The sequence below is a fragment of the Aureimonas ureilytica genome (assembly GCF_001475935.1).
Taxonomy (GTDB): Bacteria; Pseudomonadota; Alphaproteobacteria; order Rhizobiales; family Rhizobiaceae; genus Aureimonas; species Aureimonas ureilytica_A.
Genome location: NZ_LDQA01000011.1, coordinates 69,326 through 86,812, shown reverse-complemented (window position 1 = coordinate 86,812; position 17,487 = coordinate 69,326). Strand labels below are relative to the sequence as shown.

At 64.1% G+C, this 17,487-nt stretch carries 21 protein-coding genes and 1 pseudogene; 20 read left to right on the top strand and 2 right to left on the bottom strand.

Translation table 11 applies throughout. From position 1 onward, the window contains the following. The 11 genes from NS365_RS04590 (at position 1) to NS365_RS24390 (ending at position 5,564) form a co-directional block, all read left to right on the top strand. Entirely contained in the window at positions 1 to 846 is an 846-nt protein-coding gene (locus NS365_RS04590; protein ID WP_058599138.1) for a head maturation protease, ClpP-related, read from the top strand. A 111-nt stretch (positions 847 to 957) separates the two neighbouring features. Beyond that, complete coding sequence (locus NS365_RS04585) at positions 958 to 2,184, top strand: phage major capsid protein (protein ID WP_244498359.1); 1,227 nt, start codon at positions 958 to 960, stop codon at positions 2,182 to 2,184. 66 nt (positions 2,185 to 2,250) lie between these two features. Next, positions 2,251 to 2,544: a Rho termination factor N-terminal domain-containing protein gene (locus NS365_RS04580; RefSeq protein WP_058599102.1), complete on the top strand. Its 294-nt coding sequence runs from the start codon at positions 2,251 to 2,253 to the stop codon at positions 2,542 to 2,544. Positions 2,545 to 2,547: 3 nt separating this feature from the next. Then, positions 2,548 to 3,102: a head-tail connector protein gene (locus NS365_RS04575; protein ID WP_058599101.1), complete on the top strand. Its 555-nt coding sequence runs from the start codon at positions 2,548 to 2,550 to the stop codon at positions 3,100 to 3,102. After that, complete coding sequence (locus NS365_RS04570; RefSeq protein ID WP_058599137.1) at positions 3,102 to 3,440, top strand: head-tail adaptor protein; 339 nt, start codon at positions 3,102 to 3,104, stop codon at positions 3,438 to 3,440. Before NS365_RS04575 ends, NS365_RS04570 begins: the two co-directional genes overlap by 1 nt. Next, positions 3,440 to 3,607: a hypothetical protein gene (locus tag NS365_RS24395; protein ID WP_193753387.1), complete on the top strand. Its 168-nt coding sequence runs from the start codon at positions 3,440 to 3,442 to the stop codon at positions 3,605 to 3,607. The genes NS365_RS04570 and NS365_RS24395 overlap by 1 nt, the downstream gene beginning before the upstream one ends. Continuing rightward, positions 3,600 to 4,121, top strand: coding sequence for an HK97 gp10 family phage protein (locus NS365_RS04565; RefSeq protein WP_058599100.1), 522 nt, complete (start codon positions 3,600 to 3,602; stop codon positions 4,119 to 4,121). The genes NS365_RS24395 and NS365_RS04565 overlap by 8 nt, the downstream gene beginning before the upstream one ends. After that, entirely contained in the window at positions 4,118 to 4,510 is a 393-nt protein-coding gene (locus NS365_RS04560; protein WP_058599099.1) for a DUF3168 domain-containing protein, read from the top strand. Before NS365_RS04565 ends, NS365_RS04560 begins: the two co-directional genes overlap by 4 nt. 60 nt (positions 4,511 to 4,570) lie before the next feature. Beyond that, on the top strand, positions 4,571 to 5,008 hold the full coding sequence (locus tag NS365_RS04555) for a phage tail tube protein (RefSeq protein ID WP_058599098.1): 438 nt from the start codon (positions 4,571 to 4,573) through the stop codon (positions 5,006 to 5,008). Next, a complete protein-coding gene (locus NS365_RS04550) occupies positions 5,005 to 5,409 on the top strand; it encodes a gene transfer agent family protein (protein ID WP_058599097.1) in 405 nt (134 codons plus the stop codon). Before NS365_RS04555 ends, NS365_RS04550 begins: the two co-directional genes overlap by 4 nt. Further along, a complete protein-coding gene (locus NS365_RS24390) occupies positions 5,409 to 5,564 on the top strand; it encodes a hypothetical protein (protein ID WP_193753386.1) in 156 nt (51 codons plus the stop codon). The genes NS365_RS04550 and NS365_RS24390 overlap by 1 nt, the downstream gene beginning before the upstream one ends. 35 nt (positions 5,565 to 5,599) lie before the next feature. Here the strand turns inward: NS365_RS24390 and NS365_RS24910 are convergent, their stop codons facing one another. Then, a complete protein-coding gene (locus tag NS365_RS24910; RefSeq protein WP_244498358.1) occupies positions 5,600 to 5,851 on the bottom strand; it encodes a hypothetical protein in 252 nt (83 codons plus the stop codon). On the opposite strand from NS365_RS24910, the pseudogene NS365_RS25315 reads away from it, so the two are divergent. The 4 genes and pseudogenes from NS365_RS25315 to NS365_RS04535 form a co-directional block, all read left to right on the top strand. After that, positions 5,736 to 6,314, top strand: a pseudogene (locus NS365_RS25315) (tape measure protein); the annotation flags it as partial. The gene NS365_RS24910 and the pseudogene NS365_RS25315 sit on opposite strands and share 116 nt — an antisense overlap. Before the next feature lie 912 nt (positions 6,315 to 7,226). Then, on the top strand, positions 7,227 to 8,945 hold the full coding sequence (locus tag NS365_RS24900; RefSeq protein ID WP_244498356.1) for a hypothetical protein: 1,719 nt from the start codon (positions 7,227 to 7,229) through the stop codon (positions 8,943 to 8,945). Between the two features lie 3 nt (positions 8,946 to 8,948). Further along, entirely contained in the window at positions 8,949 to 9,305 is a 357-nt protein-coding gene (locus NS365_RS04540) for a hypothetical protein (protein ID WP_058599095.1), read from the top strand. 29 nt (positions 9,306 to 9,334) lie between these two features. After that, positions 9,335 to 9,802, top strand: a complete 468-nt coding sequence (locus tag NS365_RS04535; RefSeq protein ID WP_058599094.1) for a DUF1833 family protein — start codon at positions 9,335 to 9,337, stop codon at positions 9,800 to 9,802. Between the two features lie 6 nt (positions 9,803 to 9,808). On the opposite strand, the gene NS365_RS04530 is transcribed toward NS365_RS04535, so the two are convergent. Beyond that, entirely contained in the window at positions 9,809 to 10,042 is a 234-nt protein-coding gene (locus NS365_RS04530; RefSeq protein ID WP_153003654.1) for a hypothetical protein, read from the bottom strand. 109 nt (positions 10,043 to 10,151) lie between these two features. Here NS365_RS04530 and NS365_RS04525 point away from each other — a divergent pair, with 109 nt between their 5' ends. The 5 genes from NS365_RS04525 to NS365_RS04505 all read left to right on the top strand — a co-directional run bounded on the left by NS365_RS04525 (position 10,152) and on the right by NS365_RS04505 (position 17,442). After that, on the top strand, positions 10,152 to 10,553 hold the full coding sequence (locus NS365_RS04525) for an NlpC/P60 family protein (protein ID WP_058599092.1): 402 nt from the start codon (positions 10,152 to 10,154) through the stop codon (positions 10,551 to 10,553). Further along, on the top strand, positions 10,550 to 14,245 hold the full coding sequence (locus tag NS365_RS04520; RefSeq protein WP_058599091.1) for a host specificity protein J: 3,696 nt from the start codon (positions 10,550 to 10,552) through the stop codon (positions 14,243 to 14,245). Before NS365_RS04525 ends, NS365_RS04520 begins: the two co-directional genes overlap by 4 nt. After that, the gene (locus NS365_RS04515; protein WP_058599090.1) at positions 14,242 to 15,024 is read left to right on the top strand and encodes a gp53-like domain-containing protein; all 783 of its coding nucleotides are present in this window, start codon (positions 14,242 to 14,244) and stop codon (positions 15,022 to 15,024) included. The genes NS365_RS04520 and NS365_RS04515 overlap by 4 nt, the downstream gene beginning before the upstream one ends. Positions 15,025 to 15,026: 2 nt before the next feature. Beyond that, positions 15,027 to 15,542, top strand: a complete 516-nt coding sequence (locus NS365_RS04510) for a hypothetical protein (protein ID WP_058599089.1) — start codon at positions 15,027 to 15,029, stop codon at positions 15,540 to 15,542. A 280-nt stretch (positions 15,543 to 15,822) separates the two neighbouring features. Continuing rightward, complete coding sequence (locus tag NS365_RS04505) at positions 15,823 to 17,442, top strand: SGNH/GDSL hydrolase family protein (RefSeq protein WP_153003653.1); 1,620 nt, start codon at positions 15,823 to 15,825, stop codon at positions 17,440 to 17,442. Positions 17,443 to 17,487 lie beyond the last annotated feature (45 nt).

Sequence of the window (17,487 nt, the reverse complement as noted above, 5' to 3'; positions counted from 1 at the left end):
ATGAGCAAGCGAACACTTCCCGCCGCCACGATCGTGGCGCGTCCCGGTATGCGCACGGAAACGACCCCGGCTGCGCTGGAGCGCTGGAACCCCGATGTGCAGGCCGCCAGCGACGGCGAAGCCGATAACACCATTTCCGTGCTCGATGTAATCGGGGCGGACTGGTACGGCGAGGGCGTCACGGCCAAGCGCGTCTCGGCCGCGCTTCGCGCGATCGGCAAGCGCGACGTGGTGGTCAACATCAACTCGCCGGGCGGATCGTTCTTTGAAGGGCTCGCGATCTACAATGCCCTGCGCGAGCATCCGGCGCATGTCACGGTCAAGGTGCTCGGGATCGCGGCGTCGGCCGCGTCTGTGATCGCCATGGCCGGCGATGAGATTCAGATTGCCCGATCCGGCTTCCTGATGATCCACAACACTTGGATCGTCGCCTCCGGGGATCGCCATGCGCTTCGCGACGTGGCGGACTGGCTGGAGCCCTTCGACGCGGCGGCGGTGGACATCTACGCCGCGCGCACCGGCATGGACGCCAAGGAACTGGCGAAGATGCTGGATCGCGAAGCGTGGATCGGCGGAAATGACGCCGTGTCCAAGGGTTTCGCCGATAGTCTTCTCTCGGCGGATGCGGTCGAAAACCGCGCCCGCAACTCGGCCGAGGGCCGCTCCACCGTGGCGGCCCATAAGCTCGATACCCTTCTCGCCCAGCTCAATGTCCCGCGCTCGGAGCGCCGGGAGATCGTCCAGGCGCTGAAAGGCGGCACGCACGACGCTGCCGCAACCGGTACGCAAGACGCTGCCGTGATCGCCGAGGTTTCCGACCTCCTCGCCAGCCTGAAATCCATCTGATCCCAAGGGGACACTCCCATGTTGACCAAAACGATGCCGCTGGCTCCGCTCGCGGCCCTCCTTGCCATGTCTCGTCCTGCGGCGGCTCTCTCGGACGTGCGCAATGACGCGATGGACGCCGGCAAGCTCGAACAGCTCCTGAAGGACGTGAAGAGCGAGCTGACCCGCGTCGGCGACGACGTGAAAAAGACGGCTGAAAACGCCCTCAAGCAGAGCGCCGACGCCGGCAAGGTGACGGCCGAAGTCGCCCAGAAAGCCGATCAGCTCCTGAGTGCGCAGGCGGCGCTGAAGGATGCTCACAGCAAGCTCGAAAACCGTCTGAGCGAGCTGTCCGATCGCAATCTCGACCTTGAACAGCGGCTTTCCAGCCGGCTCGGCGGCGCTGGCGGGCGCGAGGCTCCGAAGTCGTTGGGTGAGCAAGTGGTGGCGCTCGATAGCGTCAAGCAATTCGCTGCGAACGGCGGTTTGGGGACGCTGAAGATCGGCGTCCAGAATGCGATTACGTCGGCGAGCACCAGCGCCGGAACACTGATCGTTCCCGAGCGCGAAACTGAAGTTCTTGGCATCCCGCGCCGTCAGATGACGATCCGCCAGCTTCTCGATCAAGGCTCCACCGCTTCGAACCTTGTCCAGTATGCCAAGCAGACGGCGCGCACGAACGCGGCGGCTCCAGTCGCTGAAGGTGCGCTCAAGCCGGAGTCAAACTATACTTGGGCGCTTGCCGAGGCGGCGGTGCGAACGGTTGCGCATTGGATCCCTGTATCGCGTCAGGCGATGGACGACATTCCGCAGCTTCAAGGCGAGATCGACGGCGAGTTGCGTTATGGTCTGGACTTCGCCGAAGAGGCCCAAATCCTCAAGGGTTCGGGCGTCGGCGAAAATCTCAACGGCCTGATGACGCAGGCGACGGCCTATGCGGCGGCCTTCAACCCTGCCGCCAAAACGATGATCGATACGATCCGTTTGGCCTTGCTCCAGGCATCGCTGACGGAATTCCCCGCTGACGGTATCGTGCTGCATCCGACCGATTGGGCTCGCATCGAACTGACCAAGGATGCCGGCGGGAATTACATCTTCGCCAATATCGTCCAGCTCGCCGGGCCGCAGCTCTGGGGTCGCCCGGTGATCGCCACGCAGGCACAGGACGAGGATAACTTCCTGGTCGGTGCCTTCCGTTCGGCGGCGAAGATCTACGATCGCATGGACGTTGAAGTCGTGATCTCGTCCGAGGATCGCGACAACTTCGTCAGGAACATGCTGACGGTGCGCGCCGAAAAGCGCCTGGCGCTCGCGGTCAAGCGCCCGGCCGCCCTGATCAAGGGCCGCTTCTCGGTCTGATCCCGACCATTGGGCGGCGTTCTCGCCGCTCGTTTTTCTCCCTCTGACATCACTGGAGACAGGACCATGAGCGTGAAAGCGCGCGCCCTCTGGGGCTTCCAGCATGGCGCGGAAAGCGTCCGCGCTGGTGATACGATCGACGTGGAACCCGAGACCTTCGACAAGCTGAAGGAAAACGGGCTGGTCGAGAAGGACAATGGCTCGGGGGCTTCACATGGCTCGACCATCGATCTCGACGGCATGTCAGTTTCCGAGCTGCGCGAGTTTGCGGCGACGAAAGGGATCGATCTCGGCGACGCGACGAAGAAGGATGACATTCGTTCCGCGATCTTGAAAGCCATCGCGGAACAGGCCGCCTGATCCATGCGGACCGTCGTCATTGTTCCGCCTCTGGCGGCGGTCTCGCTGAACGAGGCCAAGCGTCATCTCCGGGTCGATTGGCCTGAGGATGACGCGTTTATCGCGAGCCTCATTGCGGCAGCGCAGGGGCATATCGACGGGCCGGAGGGCTGGCTGGGACGATCCATCGGCTTGCAGACACTGGAGGCACGGCTGGATGCGTTCTGCGACGCGATGCGGCTCCCTTATGAGCCGGTCGTTCGCATCGTTTCCGTTCGCTATCTCGACGCCGCCAACGTGGTGTCGGCTGTGCCAGTCGGCGACTATGAAGTTCGGGGCTCGCTGCTAGGTCCGTCCTTCGGTCATCGTTGGCCTGATGCCTTGGCGACCGAAGAAGCCGTGCGCGTCGAGTTTGTCGCCGGCTATGAGGTCGTTCCCGCACCGATCAGGGCGGCGATCCTGCTGATGGTCGGCGATCTCTACGCCAACCGGGAAAGCACGGCCGAGGGAACCAAGGCTCCGATCAACATGCCGACGACCGTCGAACGGTTGCTCTGGCCGTATCGGGTGTGGAGCTGATGAGTGCCGGGAAACTCTCCGACCGCGTTTCGTTCGGGGTGCGAGGTGGTGTGCCGGATGGCTACGGGAACACTCGCCCTGGACCGTTCGTGCCTGCGATCACGGTGTCGGCGCACATTCGCTACCTGAAGGGCTCCGAGACCGTGATCGCCTCGCGCTTGGCGGGGCGGCAACCCGTCGTCATCCGCGTTCGACGGACCGCGCAGACGCGCGACATCAAAACCGACTGGCGCGCCACCGATACGCGGACAGGGCAAGTCTACAATGTTCGCGCCATCGTCCCGAGCGCCGATCGCGCTTTCCTCGACATAACAGCCGAAAGCGGAGGGCCAGACTGATGCCGAAAGCGACATTTGCGAAGGATTTCGATTATCGCGTGCCGGGCAAGCCTTCGATCGTGGCTTACCCGGCCGGATGGTCCGGCAATGTGCCGAAATCGCACTATGACGCCGCCGTCGAGGCCGGCGCTCTGGAGGCCAAGCCGGAGGCGGACGCCGATGAGTGACGGGCAGAACTCCGGCCTTTCCAAAGGTCGCAGAGCGGCTATCACGCGCCAGAACAACGCCAAGACGCTGAAGGCGAAGGCGCGCATCGCGCAGACGCTCAAACGCATCCCGGCCGAGGCCAAAAAGGAAATTCGGCGCGAGTTGGCGGCGGCTGCGGAAGGGCTTTGTGTCGAGATGCGCGGGCGTGTTCCGGTCGAGTCCGGCGAGCTGCGCGATAGCATCACATGGCGATACGGCGATCAGGCTCGTGTCCTCTATTCCCAAGGCGGGGGTGGGGATCATGAGCTTTCCGTGCGGATTTCTGCCGGCAACTATGATGTGCGCTATGCGCATCTCGTAGAGTTCGGGGCCGCGCCGCACATTGCCGGCGGGCAGCATGAAGGAAAGCAACATCCGGGCGCGCCCGCGCAGCCCTTCTTCTATCCGACCATTCGGGGCAACAAACGCAAGATCGACCGCGCCGTGAGCAATGCGGTGATCCGCGCCATTCGCAGGGCGCGGTCCTCGCCATGACGAGCTACGCCCTTGCCCTGCAAAAGGCTGTCTTCGATCGCCTCCAAGGTACGATCGATGGCAGCCCTCCGGTCTATGACTCGGTGCCGATCGGCGCTTTGACGCCCTATGTTTCGTTCGGGCCGTGCGACGAGGCGGATGATGACGCCGATTGCATCCGCGCGGTCCTGATCGCGCAGCAAATCGACGTTTGGACAAGTGAGCCGGGTTTCGTCCAGTCGAAGCGGATCGCCGGGGCGATCCGGGCTCTTCTGCATCGTCAGATCATCCCCTTCGAAGGGGCGACGCTCACTGATTTGCGCGTCCACGCCATTCGATATCTTCGCGACGCGGACGGCATCACGTCCCACGCGGCGATCGACCTTCGCGCCTCTGTCGAGGCCGAATAAGCGGGCCTCTGGCCTTTCGTTTCAGCACCTGTCCCATCGCGACAATCAAGGGAGGCCAACGTGGCCCAACCACAAACCATGCGGTTCGGTAAGTTCCGCGTCCTGCTCGGCAATGGCGCGACCCCGGAAGTGTTCACCGCGCCTTGCGGTTTCACTTCGCGGTCTTTCAGCCGCTCGAAAGAGCTGACCGATGTCACCGTTCCCGACTGTGACGATCCCGACGCGCCGTCCCATGTCGCGCGTGACGTTCGCAGTCTGTCGTCCTCGATCAGCGGTTCGGGGATCCTCGCCAAGTCGGCGCTTCCTGTCTGGGAAAAGGCGTTCGAGAGCACGGAGTCGGTCAACTGCCGGGTGGAAATGGACTGGGGCGCGACGAAGATCACCTATGAACAGCGTTTCCACATCTCCTCCATGGAGCTGACGGCGGATGACGGAGCCCGCGTCCAGCTTTCGATCCAGATGGAAAGCGATGGTGCCTTCAAGAGGACGGAGGCTTGAGCCGGGGCGGCGAAATCGACCTCGATTGCTGGGATGGAACGTATTCGTTCCGTCTCCGCATCGGGGAGCTGCGCCAGCTTCAGGAGCGCTGCAACCACTCGGGGCCGCCCGTTATCGCCGGGCGCTTGCAGGCTGGCCAATGGCTCGTTGACGATGTGCGCGAGACGCTTCGCCTCGGCCTGATGGGCGCGGGGACAGCGCAGGACGAAGCCCGCAAGCTCGTGGATCGTCATGTCCACGACGGGGCTTTGGCTTCGAACGTCGTGCTCGCCTACTCGGTCGTGATGGCGGCGATCCACGGTGTCGAGGATGAACGCCTGGGAAAACGGGTGCCGGCGGAGAGCGTGCGCGACCCAATGGAGCACTCGCCTTCGCCGGCTTCTACGCAGCCGGAGCCGTGATGGGCTGGTCGCCCGATCAGGTCGATCGGTGCAGCCTCTGGCAGTTCCAGGCGGCGGCGGATGGGTATCGGCGCGCCCATCAGTCCGATGAAGAGGCCGCGCGCGAGCTATCGCTGGATGAGGTTGACGAGCTGGCTGCGTTCGTCGGTGCTTAGGATCGATCTATGTCCATTACTGCGGAAGAGCTTGTCTACCAGATCACAGCCAAGGTTGCGGGCTTTGACGACGAAATGGCCGTGGCTGCGTCGGCGTTTAATAAGGCGGCAGCGCGCATCGAAATGGGCATTCGCCGCACGGATGATAGTGTGGCGCAAAGCACGAAGCGGATGAACGTAAACATCCGCTCGATCGCCACCACGGCGGCCGGGGTGATCGGGACGCAGCAAATCATCCAATATGCCGACGCCTGGAAGCGGGCCGGGAATGCGCTGATCTCGGCCAAGGTGCCCGCCGACGCGCAGTCCGCCGTTTTGGAGCGGCTGTTCGATCAAGCGCAGAAGTACGGCGTGGAGCTGAATGCGCAGGTCTCGCTATACGGGCAAATCTCGCGCGCCAGCCAGCAATTGACGAACGACCAACAGGACGTGTTCCGGTTCACCGAAGCCGTGGCGGCAGGGCTTAAGGCGGATGGCCGAAGCGCCACCGAGTCCGCTGGCGCGTTGCTCCAGCTCGGGCAGGCGCTGCGTTCGCCGATCATCCAGGCGGAAGAGTTCAACTCGCTGATCGACGGCGCGCCAGCGCTCTTGGAGGCTGCGGCGAACGGGATCAAGCGCTTCAACGGCGATCTCGGGGCGCTGATCAAGGCCGCCAAAAACAGTGAGCTTTCGAGCAAAGAGTTCTTTGACGGGGTGATCGCGGGCAGCAAGGAATTGCAGGCCCGCGTCGGCAAGTCCGCCGACACGTTCGAAGGTGCGTTTCAGAAGATCGAAAACGCCCTGGTTCGTTATATTGGCCAGACGGATGACAGCCTTGGGGCATCGCAGCGCTTCATTGTGGCGCTCAACGCCTTCGCGGACGACTTTGACGACATAGCCGATACTGTCCTGAAGTTCGGCGCGATCCTGTCCGGCGCGCTGGTCGGGCGCGCGATCGGCGGTGCGATCCTGAGCGTCGGGCAGCTCATTATCGTCACGCGCCTTCTGATCGGGGCCTATGCCGGCGTGTCGCCCGTGATCAATCTGGCGTCTGCTTCGATTGCTCGCTACACGGGCGGCGTTGTTTCGGCTGCTGCTTCCACGGCTCTGTTTCGCCGCGCCCTGTTGGCTCTGGCCTTGGGGCCGATCGTTGGGACGATCGGGGCAATCGCCGCCGCCTTCGCGGTGATGGGCGGATCGGCTGACAAATCGGCGGACAGTCTCGACGGTCTGGACGGCATGCTCGCGAAAGTGGGCACGGGCGCGAAAAGGGCGGCGTCCGATGTCAAAGAGCTTGAAGACTCGCTCGATCGGCTGAGCGCGGGGCAGATCGCGCGGGGCCTCCGCGATATTGAGCGGCGTATCCGGGCGCTGACCGCCACGGGTGGCAACATCGCTGGCGATCTCTTGTCCGGCCTCGGTCTGACGGAGGGGCGGGCCGAGATCGAACGCCTTCTCGATCTGACAAAAACGCTTCGGGGCGGGTTCTCCGACATGTTCCGGAGTCAGTCCGACCTGTCGGCGCTCGACAACATCGAGCGGCTGGGTCGCTTGCTTCAAACGACGCCGGACAAAGCTGGCGATGTCCTGCGCGAACTCGACAAGATCGCCGAGACAGACATTTCGGGCGAGACCGATCAGCTCGTGAAAGCCTTGGAGGCCGCCGCTCGAAAGCTGGTGCAGTTGATCAATCTGCAAGGGCAATTCAATGCCAAGGCGGCGGGGGGCGCGAATGCTGCGCCTTCATTTCGGTCTGCGCAGGATGCGGGAATGGACCAAATCCGCAAGGCGGATGGCGTCTTGGGCGAGCGGGATCGGATCGCGGCTTTGGATGCGCGCGAACTGGAGATCGAAAAGCGCGCGAAGGAAATCGCTGATGAGGTCGAAAAGGCGGGCGGTTACATCGCCGCTGCCGGCGCTCGATTGAAGGCTCGGCAGGAGTTGGAGCAAGCCGATCAAAAGGCGCTGATCGACGGTAACAGTAAGGCGGCTACGTCTTCCTACGTCGAACGGACGGTCAAGGCCGAAAGCGGCGGAGATCGGACGGCCAAGAACCCCAATTCGTCGGCAACGGGCGTTGGTCAGTTCATCGAAAGCACCTGGCTCGACTTGTTTCGCCGTTACTACCCGGAGCGGGCCGCCAGCTTGGGCCGGGATGCGATCCTTTCATTGCGAACGGATGCCGATGTCTCGCGGCGTCTGATTGAAGCCTATGCGCAGGAAAACGCTTCCGTCCTCCAGAAGGCGGGCTTGGCGGTGACGGAAAGCAACCTGCATCTGTCGCACTTCCTCGGCGTGAACGACGCCAAGAAAGTGCTTCAGGCCGCGCCGGGAACGCCGCTGGCTGGCCTGATCCGCCCCGAGGCCATCAAGAACAATGCTAGCATCCTCGGCGGCGGGAAGACGGTTGACGATGTGATCGCCTATGCCGATCGCCGGGCTGCCGATACGCGACGCGCCGCCGGCGATCTAACGCCTTCCGAAGCTGCGCTTGAGGCGCAAGCGGAGAAGCGCAAGGAACTGAAAAAAACAATCGATGACATGCTCGGCTCGGTTGACGAGGAAACCAAGCGGATCGTCCTTCAAACCTCGCTCATGAGCGCGTCCACCACTGAGCGCGAAAAGGCGATGACGATCGCGCGGCTCGAAAACGAGCTTAAGCGCGAGGGGATACCGATCACGGATGAACTCCGAGCGGCCATCCTGGAGCTGGCCAACGCGCGGGGCATCGCTGCCGCCTCCGAAGAGGTGGCGGCGCAAAGTCTGCGAGACTTGGAAGATGCGCAGCAATCCGCGATCGACCGCATGGATGATTTCCGCGACGGCGCGCGCGACGTGCTGGGCTCGTTCATTTCCGACCTTCGCGAGGGCAAGTCTGCGTCCGAGGCGTTGGGAAACGCTCTGGCTCGGATCGGTGATCGGCTCCTCGAAAGCGGGATCGACTCGATCATTGACGATCTGTTTGGCGCGCGCGGCACAAAAGGGAGCGGGCTCTTGGGCAGCTTGTTCGGTGGGCTCTTTGGTGGCGGCTCGGGCGCTGCATCCGTTCCTGGTCGAGCCAACGGCGGCGCGGTACGGGGCGGCAGTCTCTATCAGGTTGGTGAGCGTGGGCCTGAGTTGTTCGTGCCGGGGCGATCCGGCACGATCATTCCGAACCACAATCTGCCAAGCCTGCAAGCGCCCAACCTGTCCGGGACGTCGGCTGGTATGCCGCAGGTCAAGCTCAATGTCGTCAACAATACCGGCGTTGAAGCGGATGCCCGTGTGGAGCGGCAAAGCGACGGATCGATGTCGGTCGTTCTCGATAAAGCGATTGCCGAGAAGATCGGCACTCGTGGCACCCTGTCAAATTCCACCCTTCGCAGCGGCTTCGGCGCTCGACCAGCTTTGAAAAGGGTTTAGCCAATGGCGGTTTCCGTCTGGCCGGCATCGCTGCCGCAGTGCTTTCTCTTGGGCACAACCAACGAGGCGATCGGTGACGGTCGCATCGTTTCGTCTATGGATGTCGGCCCCGCAAAGCTTCGGCGGCGATCGTCGGCTATGCCGGGCGCGCTCTCGGGGCGTTTTCGCTTCACTCGCGCGCAATTGGCGGTGGCGCGGGATTTCTTAGAGGTCACGCTTTTGGGTGGAGTGCTGCCGTTCCGTTTCCCGGCGCAATCCAAGGATGGGACGGTGCTTGTGCGTCTCAAGGAAATGCCGAATTGGATGCGTGAGACGGGTCAGACCTATAGCTGCGAATTGACGCTGGAAGTGCTGCCTTGAGGACGGTATCGCTCTCGTTGCGCGGGGCGATGTTCGGCCAGCAAACGGGGGAAGTGCCGGTCGTCTTGCTGACGATCTCGCACCCCATGCTCTCGGCCCCGATCCGCTTGTCGGGCGATCCGACTGCGCGCCTTTCGGAACAACCGCTGCGCTACGGGACGGCGAGTCGTGGCGCGCTTTATGATTTCCTGCCGTTCGCGATCTCACTGCCGGATGATGTCAGCGAGCGCGCGCCCGTCGCACAAATTGTCCTCGACAATGTGGATCGCACCTTGGTCTCCATGGTGCGATCCATTCCGACGCCGTCGACAGTGCGGATCGAAATTGTGTTGGCATCTTCCCCAGACGCGGTGGAGATCGATTTCCCGGCCTTTCAGGTCCAAGGCGTTACGTTCGATGCCTCGTCCATGACGCTCCAGCTCGGGCTGGACGATCTCACCGACAAGCCGTTCCCGGCGGGTAACTTTGATCCCTCCGGCTTTCCGGGGCTGTTCTGACGGGGCCTATTTCTGGCGGTCAACGCAGCGGAAGCTGGAGGTGCCCGTCTGGCCTCCATCGTTCACGATCTCGGCGTCCCTTTGCCATTGCTGGCAGTGCACCTGCGCCTTGAGGGTGGCGTCGGCGATAAAGGCTTGGCCGCCACCCTGGAAGGCGATCGAACGTGGGGTTGATGCCATTGGCACGGCTTGGCAGCCGGCGAGGGCGAGAAGGGCAGAGACGACGACGGCGGTTTTCATGGCGGTGCTCCGAATATTGACCATGAAGCACATACACGCTCGGGGCGAACCCTTTAAGCGCCATGACACGATTTCGCCATTTTTGTTGTAGGCTAACTATGGTCTGCCCATGAGCTTAGGTGACTATGTTGGCCTGCCCTTTGCCGATCACGGCCGGGATCGCGCCGGCCTCGATTGCTGGGGCCTCCTGCGCCTCGTCTATGCCGAGCGGTTCGGGTTGGTGCTGCCGTCCTATGGCGACGGCTACAACACCGTCGAGGACGGCGAGGCGCTGGCGGGGCTGATCGCCGGTCATCTCGGCCCTTGGCGCGAGGTGGATGCCTCGGCCGCTCGGCTCGGCGATGGCGTCCTGATGAGCCTCGGCGGCCAGCCCCGGCACGTCGGCCTTTGGGCTGGCCGGGGCATGGTCCTGCACATTGAACGCGGCACGGGCTCCCTGATGGAGCCCGCCCAATCCCCGCGCCTGCGTCGGCGCATCCTCGGCATCTTCCGGCACGAAAGACTGTCATGACCGCATTGCCCGCGAAGGCGGCCTTGCTCGGCGATGTGCTGGGCGAGGGCGATACCGTGCGCGTTCTCGTGGCGCGCCATCCGTTCCGCGCCACGCGTCAGGAACACAAGGCTCCGGCCGGTTTGTCGGTGACCGAGATCGTCGCCCATGTCCAAGCCGAAGAGGGGCTGACGGCGGCGGCAAGCGGCATGGTCGCTTCGATCGACGGCCACGCCATCGCGCGGGATCGCTGGTCGCGGGTGCGGCCCAAGACCGGCGCGACGCTGGTATTGCGGGCAGCTCCCGCCGATCCGATCTCGGCGGCCCTCGCCAGTCTCGTCGCCACGATCTCGTCGGCCGCCGCAGGCGTCTCGGCCTTCCTGGGCGGCCTCGGCATCGCCGGTAAAATCATCGGCCTCGGCCTGTCGCTCGCGGCCAATTTCGTGCTCAACGCGCTGTTCGCGGCCCGCCCGGCCGAGCTGGAAAAACAGCCGGACAAAAAGCCGAGCTATTCGCTCACCGGCAGTCGCAACCAAGGCGCGCCGTGGGAGGCTATCCCGGTCGTCTACGGCCAGCACCGCATGACGCCGTTCTTTGCGGCACCGCCCTACACGGAGACGGTCGGCGAGGATCAGTATCTGCGTTGCCTGTTCTGCCTCGGCTACGGGCCGCGCGAGATCACGGACATCAAGATCGGCGAGACGCCGCTTTCGTCGTTTCAGGATTACGATCTGGAGGTTCGGCAGGGCTTTCCGGGCGAGCCGCCGATCACGCTCTATCCGTCGCAGGTCATCGAAGAGGCCCTATCGGTCGATCTGTCCTCGGACAGCGATTGGCAGCGCCGCGTGACCGCAACGGACGTGACCGGCATCAGCTTCGACGTGGTGTTTCCCAACGGCGTCTACTGGCTCCAGAAAGAGGGCAAGCGCCAGCCCCTGCCGATCCATATCGAGGCGCGCTACCGGGTCGTGGGAACGCAGGACTGGAGCCCCGCGCCCGCGATCCTCGAATACATCAAGTCGAGCGATACGGTGCGCCGGTCGATCTATATCGCCGTCGCGCAGGGTCAGTACGAATTCGAGATCAAGCGCATCGACCCCGACGAAATCCCTGGTCTGGAAAAGGAAACCATCGTCAAGACGGCCGTGTGGACGACGCTCCGGGGCCTGCGCCCCGGCCAGCCCGTCACCTACGGCAAGCCGCTCGCCCTGATCGCGGTCCGCATCCGCGCGACCTCGCAGCTCAACGGCCAGCTCGACACGCTCAACGCGCTGGTGACGGCGATCCTGCCTTCGGTCAACACCGACGCGCTGGTTCACACTCGCAGCCCTGCCGATGCGTTTCTGGACGTCCTGCGCGGTCCCGCCAACGCGCGGCCCGTGCCGCTCGAACTGATCGACCGGGAACGGCTCCAGCAATGGGACGCCTACTGCGCCGCGCAGGGGTTTCGGTATGACCATGTGCGGCTCTCGGCCGTGTCGGTCTGGGACGCGCTCTTGGATATCTGCGCGGCCGGGCGCGCCATGCCGCTGTGGCGGGACGGGCGCTGGTCGGTGATCTGGGACGATCTCGCCTCCGATGTTGTCCAGATGTTCACCCCGGCGAATAGCTGGGGCTTTGAAGCCCGCGTCGAGTATCGCGAGCCCGTCCACGCTTGGCGGGTTCGGTTCGTCAACCGTGAGAAGGGGTACGTGGAAGACGAGCGGATCGTCTATGACGACGGCTACGGCCCGGCGAACGCGACCCTGTTCGAGGGGATCGAATTTCCCGGTGTCACTGACCCCGCCACGATCTGGCGCCATGGGCGGTTTCATATCGCGCAGCTTCGCCTGCGACCCGCCACCTACACGCTGAACGTCGATTTCGAGCACCTGGTCTGCACGCGTGGCGACCGGGTGCGGGTCGGCCATGACGTGCTCCAGCTCGGGCTGGCCTGGGGCCGCGTCACGGCGGTGGATGGTGCACGCAACAGGGTGACGCTGAGCGAAAGCATCGTGCTCGGCTCGGCCTCCTATCGCCTGCGGTTTCGCCTGCGTGACGGCGCGCAGCGCATCCGCGACGTGGACAGCATTGTCGGCGGCGAGGGGCGCGTGGTGCAGCTCGCCGCCGATGGCGGGGCCATGCCGGAGGTCGGCGACCTCTTTGCCCTCGGCGAGCTGACGACTGAGACGGCGGTCTACCGCATCTTGTCGATTGAAGCGCAGGGCGATCTCTCGGCCCGCGTGACGCTCGTGGATGATGCCCCGGCGATCGGTCAGGCGGATCGGGGTGCAATCCCTGCGTTTTCGAGCCCGGTGCAAGCGCCGATCGACCTCTACCATTTGCCGCCACGCTCGGTCGTGTGGCAGGAGGTTTTCCTCCCGCAAGAGGGGGGCGAGTTGACGGCGGCCTTGCGTCTGTCCTGGCTTCCGCCGGCTCGTGGCGACGTGGAACGCCATGAGGTCGAGTTCATCAGCCATTCGCTGGCTGATGGGCGGTGGCGGCCGGGTCCAACGGCGATCACCCCGATCAACACGGTGACGATCCCAGGACTTGAGCCCAACGTCTATGGCGCACGAGTGCGCGCCATTTTCGCGGACGGGCGCATCTCGCGATGGGAAGAAACGGAGGCGATCGACCTCCGCAGCCTCTTTCTGCCGCCTCCCGACGTGACCGATCTGAGGATCGACGCGCTCGGCCCGGCCTCGACGCTCCGGTGGACGCCGGTCGCCGATCCGAGCGTCACGTTCTACGAGGTTCGGTTCTCGGCATCGGGTGATGACCGCTGGAATCTGGCTGTGCCACTCAACGAGCGCGCGCAACCGGGTGTGCAGGTGCCGACTAGGGCCGGCACCTACCTCGTTAAAGCGGGGCGAGCGAACGGATCGCGATCTGCAAACTCTTCGGCGGTTCGATCTAGCATCTCCGCGCTGGACAATCTCAACGTGGTGGAGGTCATCGAAGACACCACGTGGGCGGGCACGGCGGATCGTGTCGAGGTTATGGACGGTGCCCTGCGGCTCGCTCGCCGCGCGCTCATGTCCACGTGGGAAACGCTCGATGCCGTCGTAAACCTTCAGGACGGCGACGGTGACGCAGACACGATCGGCGTCGAGACATCGGGCTACTACTATGTCCCGCGTCTCATCGATCTGGGGTCGATGGCGACAAGCCGGGTGTCGGCACAGATCGAAGCCTTTGGCGAAAGCCTGACCGACACGATGGAGCAATGGCTGCTTCTGTCGGATGTGGCCTCGCTCGACGCCACGGTTCCCGAAGAGTGGGGCGTCGAGCTGGAGGTTTCCACGACCGACGTTGCGCCTTCACTGGCGCAATGGAGCGACTGGCGGCCGGTCACGGTCGGCGATCTGACGGCGCGAGCGATGCAGTTCCGGCTCCGGCTCAAGGCGGCGCAAGTCGGCTCGATCGGCGATGCCTATGCTGTCACGACGCCTGCGGTAACGGCCCTGCGGCTGGTGATCGACATGCCCGACCGTGTGGTCGGGCTTCAGGATGTGCCGGTGCCGGCGGGCGGGCGACGGATCGTCTTCGACCCGCCGTTTCGCGCCACGCCAGCCGTCGCCACAGCGGATCAAGACCTCCAGCCGGGCGATACGTCAACCATCACGAACAAAGGGCCTGACGGCTTCACGATCGCTTTCCGCAACGCTTCCGGTCAGCCGGTGGCGCGGACGGTGGATGTGGTCGCCAAGGGCTATGGGAGCATGACATGACGCAGGCCGATTTCGGCACCATCATACCGAGTCAGACGAGCGGGCCGGCTCTGGCGTCCAAGCTCAACGCCCGCCGGGATGCGGAGGACACCTCGCATTCCGGCTCCACTCGGCCGAGCTACGTCAAGCCGGGCATGGTCTGGCTCGATACGAGCGCGACCCCGTGGGTTTATAAGATGTGGGATGGGCAGCACGACGCCCTTCTGCGCATCATCGACCCATCGACCGGGATCGCCAAGCTGCCCGGTCGCCAGCGGTTCGAGAGTTTCGGGTTCATGGGCCATCCCGACCCGGATCGCTCGGCGCTGGAGGTCTACGGGACGCAGGCCAATGGCGGCATGGCCGCGATCATGCTGCACCGTGAGGGCAGCTTTGCGACCTATTTTGGCCTCAACACGAGCAATGTCCTGGCTTGGGGCGGCTACAGCCAAGGCAACAATCAATATCGCATCTGGGAGGACAAGGCGGCCCCCAAGAGCCTCGCCAGCATCGGCTATCAGGTGCTGCCGTCCGGGCTGATCGTCCAGTGGGGCTCTGTCTCGCTGGCCTCCAGCAACGGTGTGGATCACACGGGTTCGGCGACGTTCCCGACCACGTTCCCGACCGAATGCGCTCAAGTCGTGCTTGGCGGCACGACTGAAACGTCAGCGGGCGACGACCGTCTGTTGGGCAACATGGGCCTGTCCAAGACGCGCAGCACGGTGACGGTCCAGTGCCGCAACAATGTGAGCGCCGGCGCGATCTTCACCAAGGTTCCATATATCGCCGTGGGGTATTGAGCATGATGCAGCGTTTTGCGTGTTTCGACGCAGACGGCCTTCCGGCCTCGTTCTTTTCCTCGGACCTGCACGGCTCCCGCACACGTCCCGTCTACGGCGAGGCGGCCGAGCCGACGCCTGATGATCCCTATCCGCTGCCGCCCGTGATCGGCGAAGAACCCAACCCGGACTGCACTGTGCCTGCGGATGCTGTCGAGATCACGGATGATCAGTGGGCCGAATTCCTGAGCAATCCCGGCTGTCGTCGTTGGGAGAATGGCGCTGTGGTCGCAATCGATCTGCCGCCGCCGACCCTCGTCACTGTGGTGGACGCCATGGTGTTCTGGGAGCGCCTGACGGCGGCGGAAGCGGAGACTGTCGAAGCGACCATGAGCGAACAAGGTGCGCGCAGCCGCAACCTGTTCCAAAAGGCCAAGACCTTCCGCAGCGATCATGAACTCTGGCCGCTGCTGACACAGCTTGCCACCGAACTGTTCGGCGCGGATCGTGCGGCCGAGTTGCTGGCGCCCTCGCGCTGATCTGACCGCGCCACCCGTGAGTCGGGGAATGGTGGCGCGGTCAGATAACGACCGCTGACGGGTCGCCTCGGCGACCATCGTTCGCAAGACTTGCGAAGTCCAGCCCGCGCGGCTGATGCGCATCTCACTCACCCAAAATCATAGGAGGCCAGCCATGGCCGTTTCTCGGGCGCGTCAGAGCGCCAATCGTCGTTCGCTGGCCGGTGCGATCGGGGCGGGCATCATTGCGCCGGGCGGGGGCAGGGCCGGTCGCTACATGATCGCGTCCAGCCGCCACGTCATGGCCGGCGATTGGGGCACGGGCAGCAATGGCTTCACGACCAACAACGACGTGGCCAAATGGGACGGCGGCACCGCTACCGTAAGCTCCAAATATCAATATCGCCGGGTCAAGGTCCGCACATCTCCCTGGGGCGTCCCCCTTACGGAGGCCCGTCACCTCTTCGATAACAGTGCGATGTCGATCTACGGCGTTCGCCCTAGCAAGTTCGCGATTACCATTCAGCGCGCCGAATACCGCGACATGTCGGACAACCTCGTTGAGGTCTGCAAGTTCAACGGCGCGGGAAGCTACACCCTTCAGCCGCTGATCTACGACTTCATCTGGCACGATCCGCTCGCAGGTGCGCTCCTGCCCGATACCGATTATTGGCTGGACCTTTACGATAACTCGCCCGATGGGTCCGCCTTCCCGGTCATGCTCACGCGCTACCTCGCAGGTGAGTGCTCGACCACCGGCAACAGCGACCTTTCGCTGACGACGCCCAACAAGACGCAGGTCTTTACGCCGATCGGCGGCATGTTCGGGCCGAGCTGCTTCCTCGCCAAGGGTTGTCCAGCCGGGCGCGCGGTTGCTCTTCTCATCGGCACGTCAATCGCGGACTACACGACCGACGGCGTGCCCTTCATCAACGATCGCGGCGTGTCCGGCTTCATCCAGAAAGGTCTGAACGCCAACTCGCAGGGCGCGAGGATCGATGTCTTCTCGGCCGCACGCTTCTCGACCAACATGTCAACCGTCTACCAGGACAATCTTGGTGACGGACAGTCCGGCGTGAACGGGCCAACACGCTCCCTGGTGACGCACCTGAAGGCCATCTTCGGCGCGCTCGGCCAGAGTAAGCCGCCCTTCAACGTCGTTGTCAGCGAGCATGGGCGGAACGACGTTAATCGCGGCTTCGCGGCGATGAAGATCGTTGCGACCGCCATGTACAACGCCATCCGGCAGGCATGGCCCGGCATCCCGATCGCCCAGACGACGACCCCGCCGTCCACCAACTTCGGGGGAGCCCCGTCGAACAACACGGCCTGGACGACAGAGGCCGACCAGACAGCCGACGCCAATAACGGCACGACTGGTTCTTGGGCCGACTGGACCGCTTGGGTGCTGGCGGGCGGCGATGGCCTGATCAACGTGTCGATCGATAGCGCAGCGCCGATCCGCAACGGCAGCAAGTGGAAGGAGCAGTCGTTCTCGGCAACGTTCCTAGATGCGGCGGCTCAGAGCCTCGATCTGCGCACGGCAACCGTCCGGCTTTCCGCGCAGGCTCCCGTTGGGGCCACTCTGGTCTTCGAACCGGGCACGGCCAACACCGGCTCTTCGGGGCTCGATTTCCAGCGGAGCTACAACGTACTGACCACGGCGGCCAACGCCAACGGAGGCTTCGACACCACGCTTCGTCCTGCCTCCCGAAGCCCCAGCTTCGCCGACTTCACGAAATCCGGGGGGCCGAGCTATCAGCTCCAGTACGGGCACGCTGCCGGCGCCACCGTCAAGTTGTCGCTCACGAATGACGGCATCCACCCCAATGAGATGGCGCAAGGTTTGATGGCCGCTCAGGTGACGGCGGCAAAGCCCGCCATCGCGTCTCTCGCGGCAGCCTACGAAGCCGCCGCCTGACCCAACCAGCCCGGCCATAGCGCCGGGCTCTTTTGTTTCTGGAGA

Coding starts and splice junctions, on each gene's coding strand:
- NS365_RS04590 (WP_058599138.1), top strand. CDS start 1: ATGAGCAAGCGAACACTTCCCGCCGCCACGATCGTGGCGCGTCCCGGT.
- NS365_RS04585 (WP_244498359.1), top strand. CDS start 958: ATGGACGCCGGCAAGCTCGAACAGCTCCTGAAGGACGTGAAGAGCGAG.
- NS365_RS04580 (WP_058599102.1), top strand. CDS start 2,251: ATGAGCGTGAAAGCGCGCGCCCTCTGGGGCTTCCAGCATGGCGCGGAA.
- NS365_RS04575 (WP_058599101.1), top strand. CDS start 2,548: ATGCGGACCGTCGTCATTGTTCCGCCTCTGGCGGCGGTCTCGCTGAAC.
- NS365_RS04570 (WP_058599137.1), top strand. CDS start 3,102: ATGAGTGCCGGGAAACTCTCCGACCGCGTTTCGTTCGGGGTGCGAGGT.
- NS365_RS24395 (WP_193753387.1), top strand. CDS start 3,440: ATGCCGAAAGCGACATTTGCGAAGGATTTCGATTATCGCGTGCCGGGC.
- NS365_RS04565 (WP_058599100.1), top strand. CDS start 3,600: ATGAGTGACGGGCAGAACTCCGGCCTTTCCAAAGGTCGCAGAGCGGCT.
- NS365_RS04560 (WP_058599099.1), top strand. CDS start 4,118: ATGACGAGCTACGCCCTTGCCCTGCAAAAGGCTGTCTTCGATCGCCTC.
- NS365_RS24390 (WP_193753386.1), top strand. CDS start 5,409: ATGGGCTGGTCGCCCGATCAGGTCGATCGGTGCAGCCTCTGGCAGTTC.
- NS365_RS04540 (WP_058599095.1), top strand. CDS start 8,949: ATGGCGGTTTCCGTCTGGCCGGCATCGCTGCCGCAGTGCTTTCTCTTG.
- NS365_RS04535 (WP_058599094.1), top strand. CDS start 9,335: ATGTTCGGCCAGCAAACGGGGGAAGTGCCGGTCGTCTTGCTGACGATC.
- NS365_RS04530 (WP_153003654.1), bottom strand. CDS start 10,042: ATGAAAACCGCCGTCGTCGTCTCTGCCCTTCTCGCCCTCGCCGGCTGC.
- NS365_RS04525 (WP_058599092.1), top strand. CDS start 10,152: ATGAGCTTAGGTGACTATGTTGGCCTGCCCTTTGCCGATCACGGCCGG.
- NS365_RS04520 (WP_058599091.1), top strand. CDS start 10,550: ATGACCGCATTGCCCGCGAAGGCGGCCTTGCTCGGCGATGTGCTGGGC.
- NS365_RS04515 (WP_058599090.1), top strand. CDS start 14,242: ATGACGCAGGCCGATTTCGGCACCATCATACCGAGTCAGACGAGCGGG.
- NS365_RS04510 (WP_058599089.1), top strand. CDS start 15,027: ATGATGCAGCGTTTTGCGTGTTTCGACGCAGACGGCCTTCCGGCCTCG.
- NS365_RS04505 (WP_153003653.1), top strand. CDS start 15,823: ATGGCCGGCGATTGGGGCACGGGCAGCAATGGCTTCACGACCAACAAC.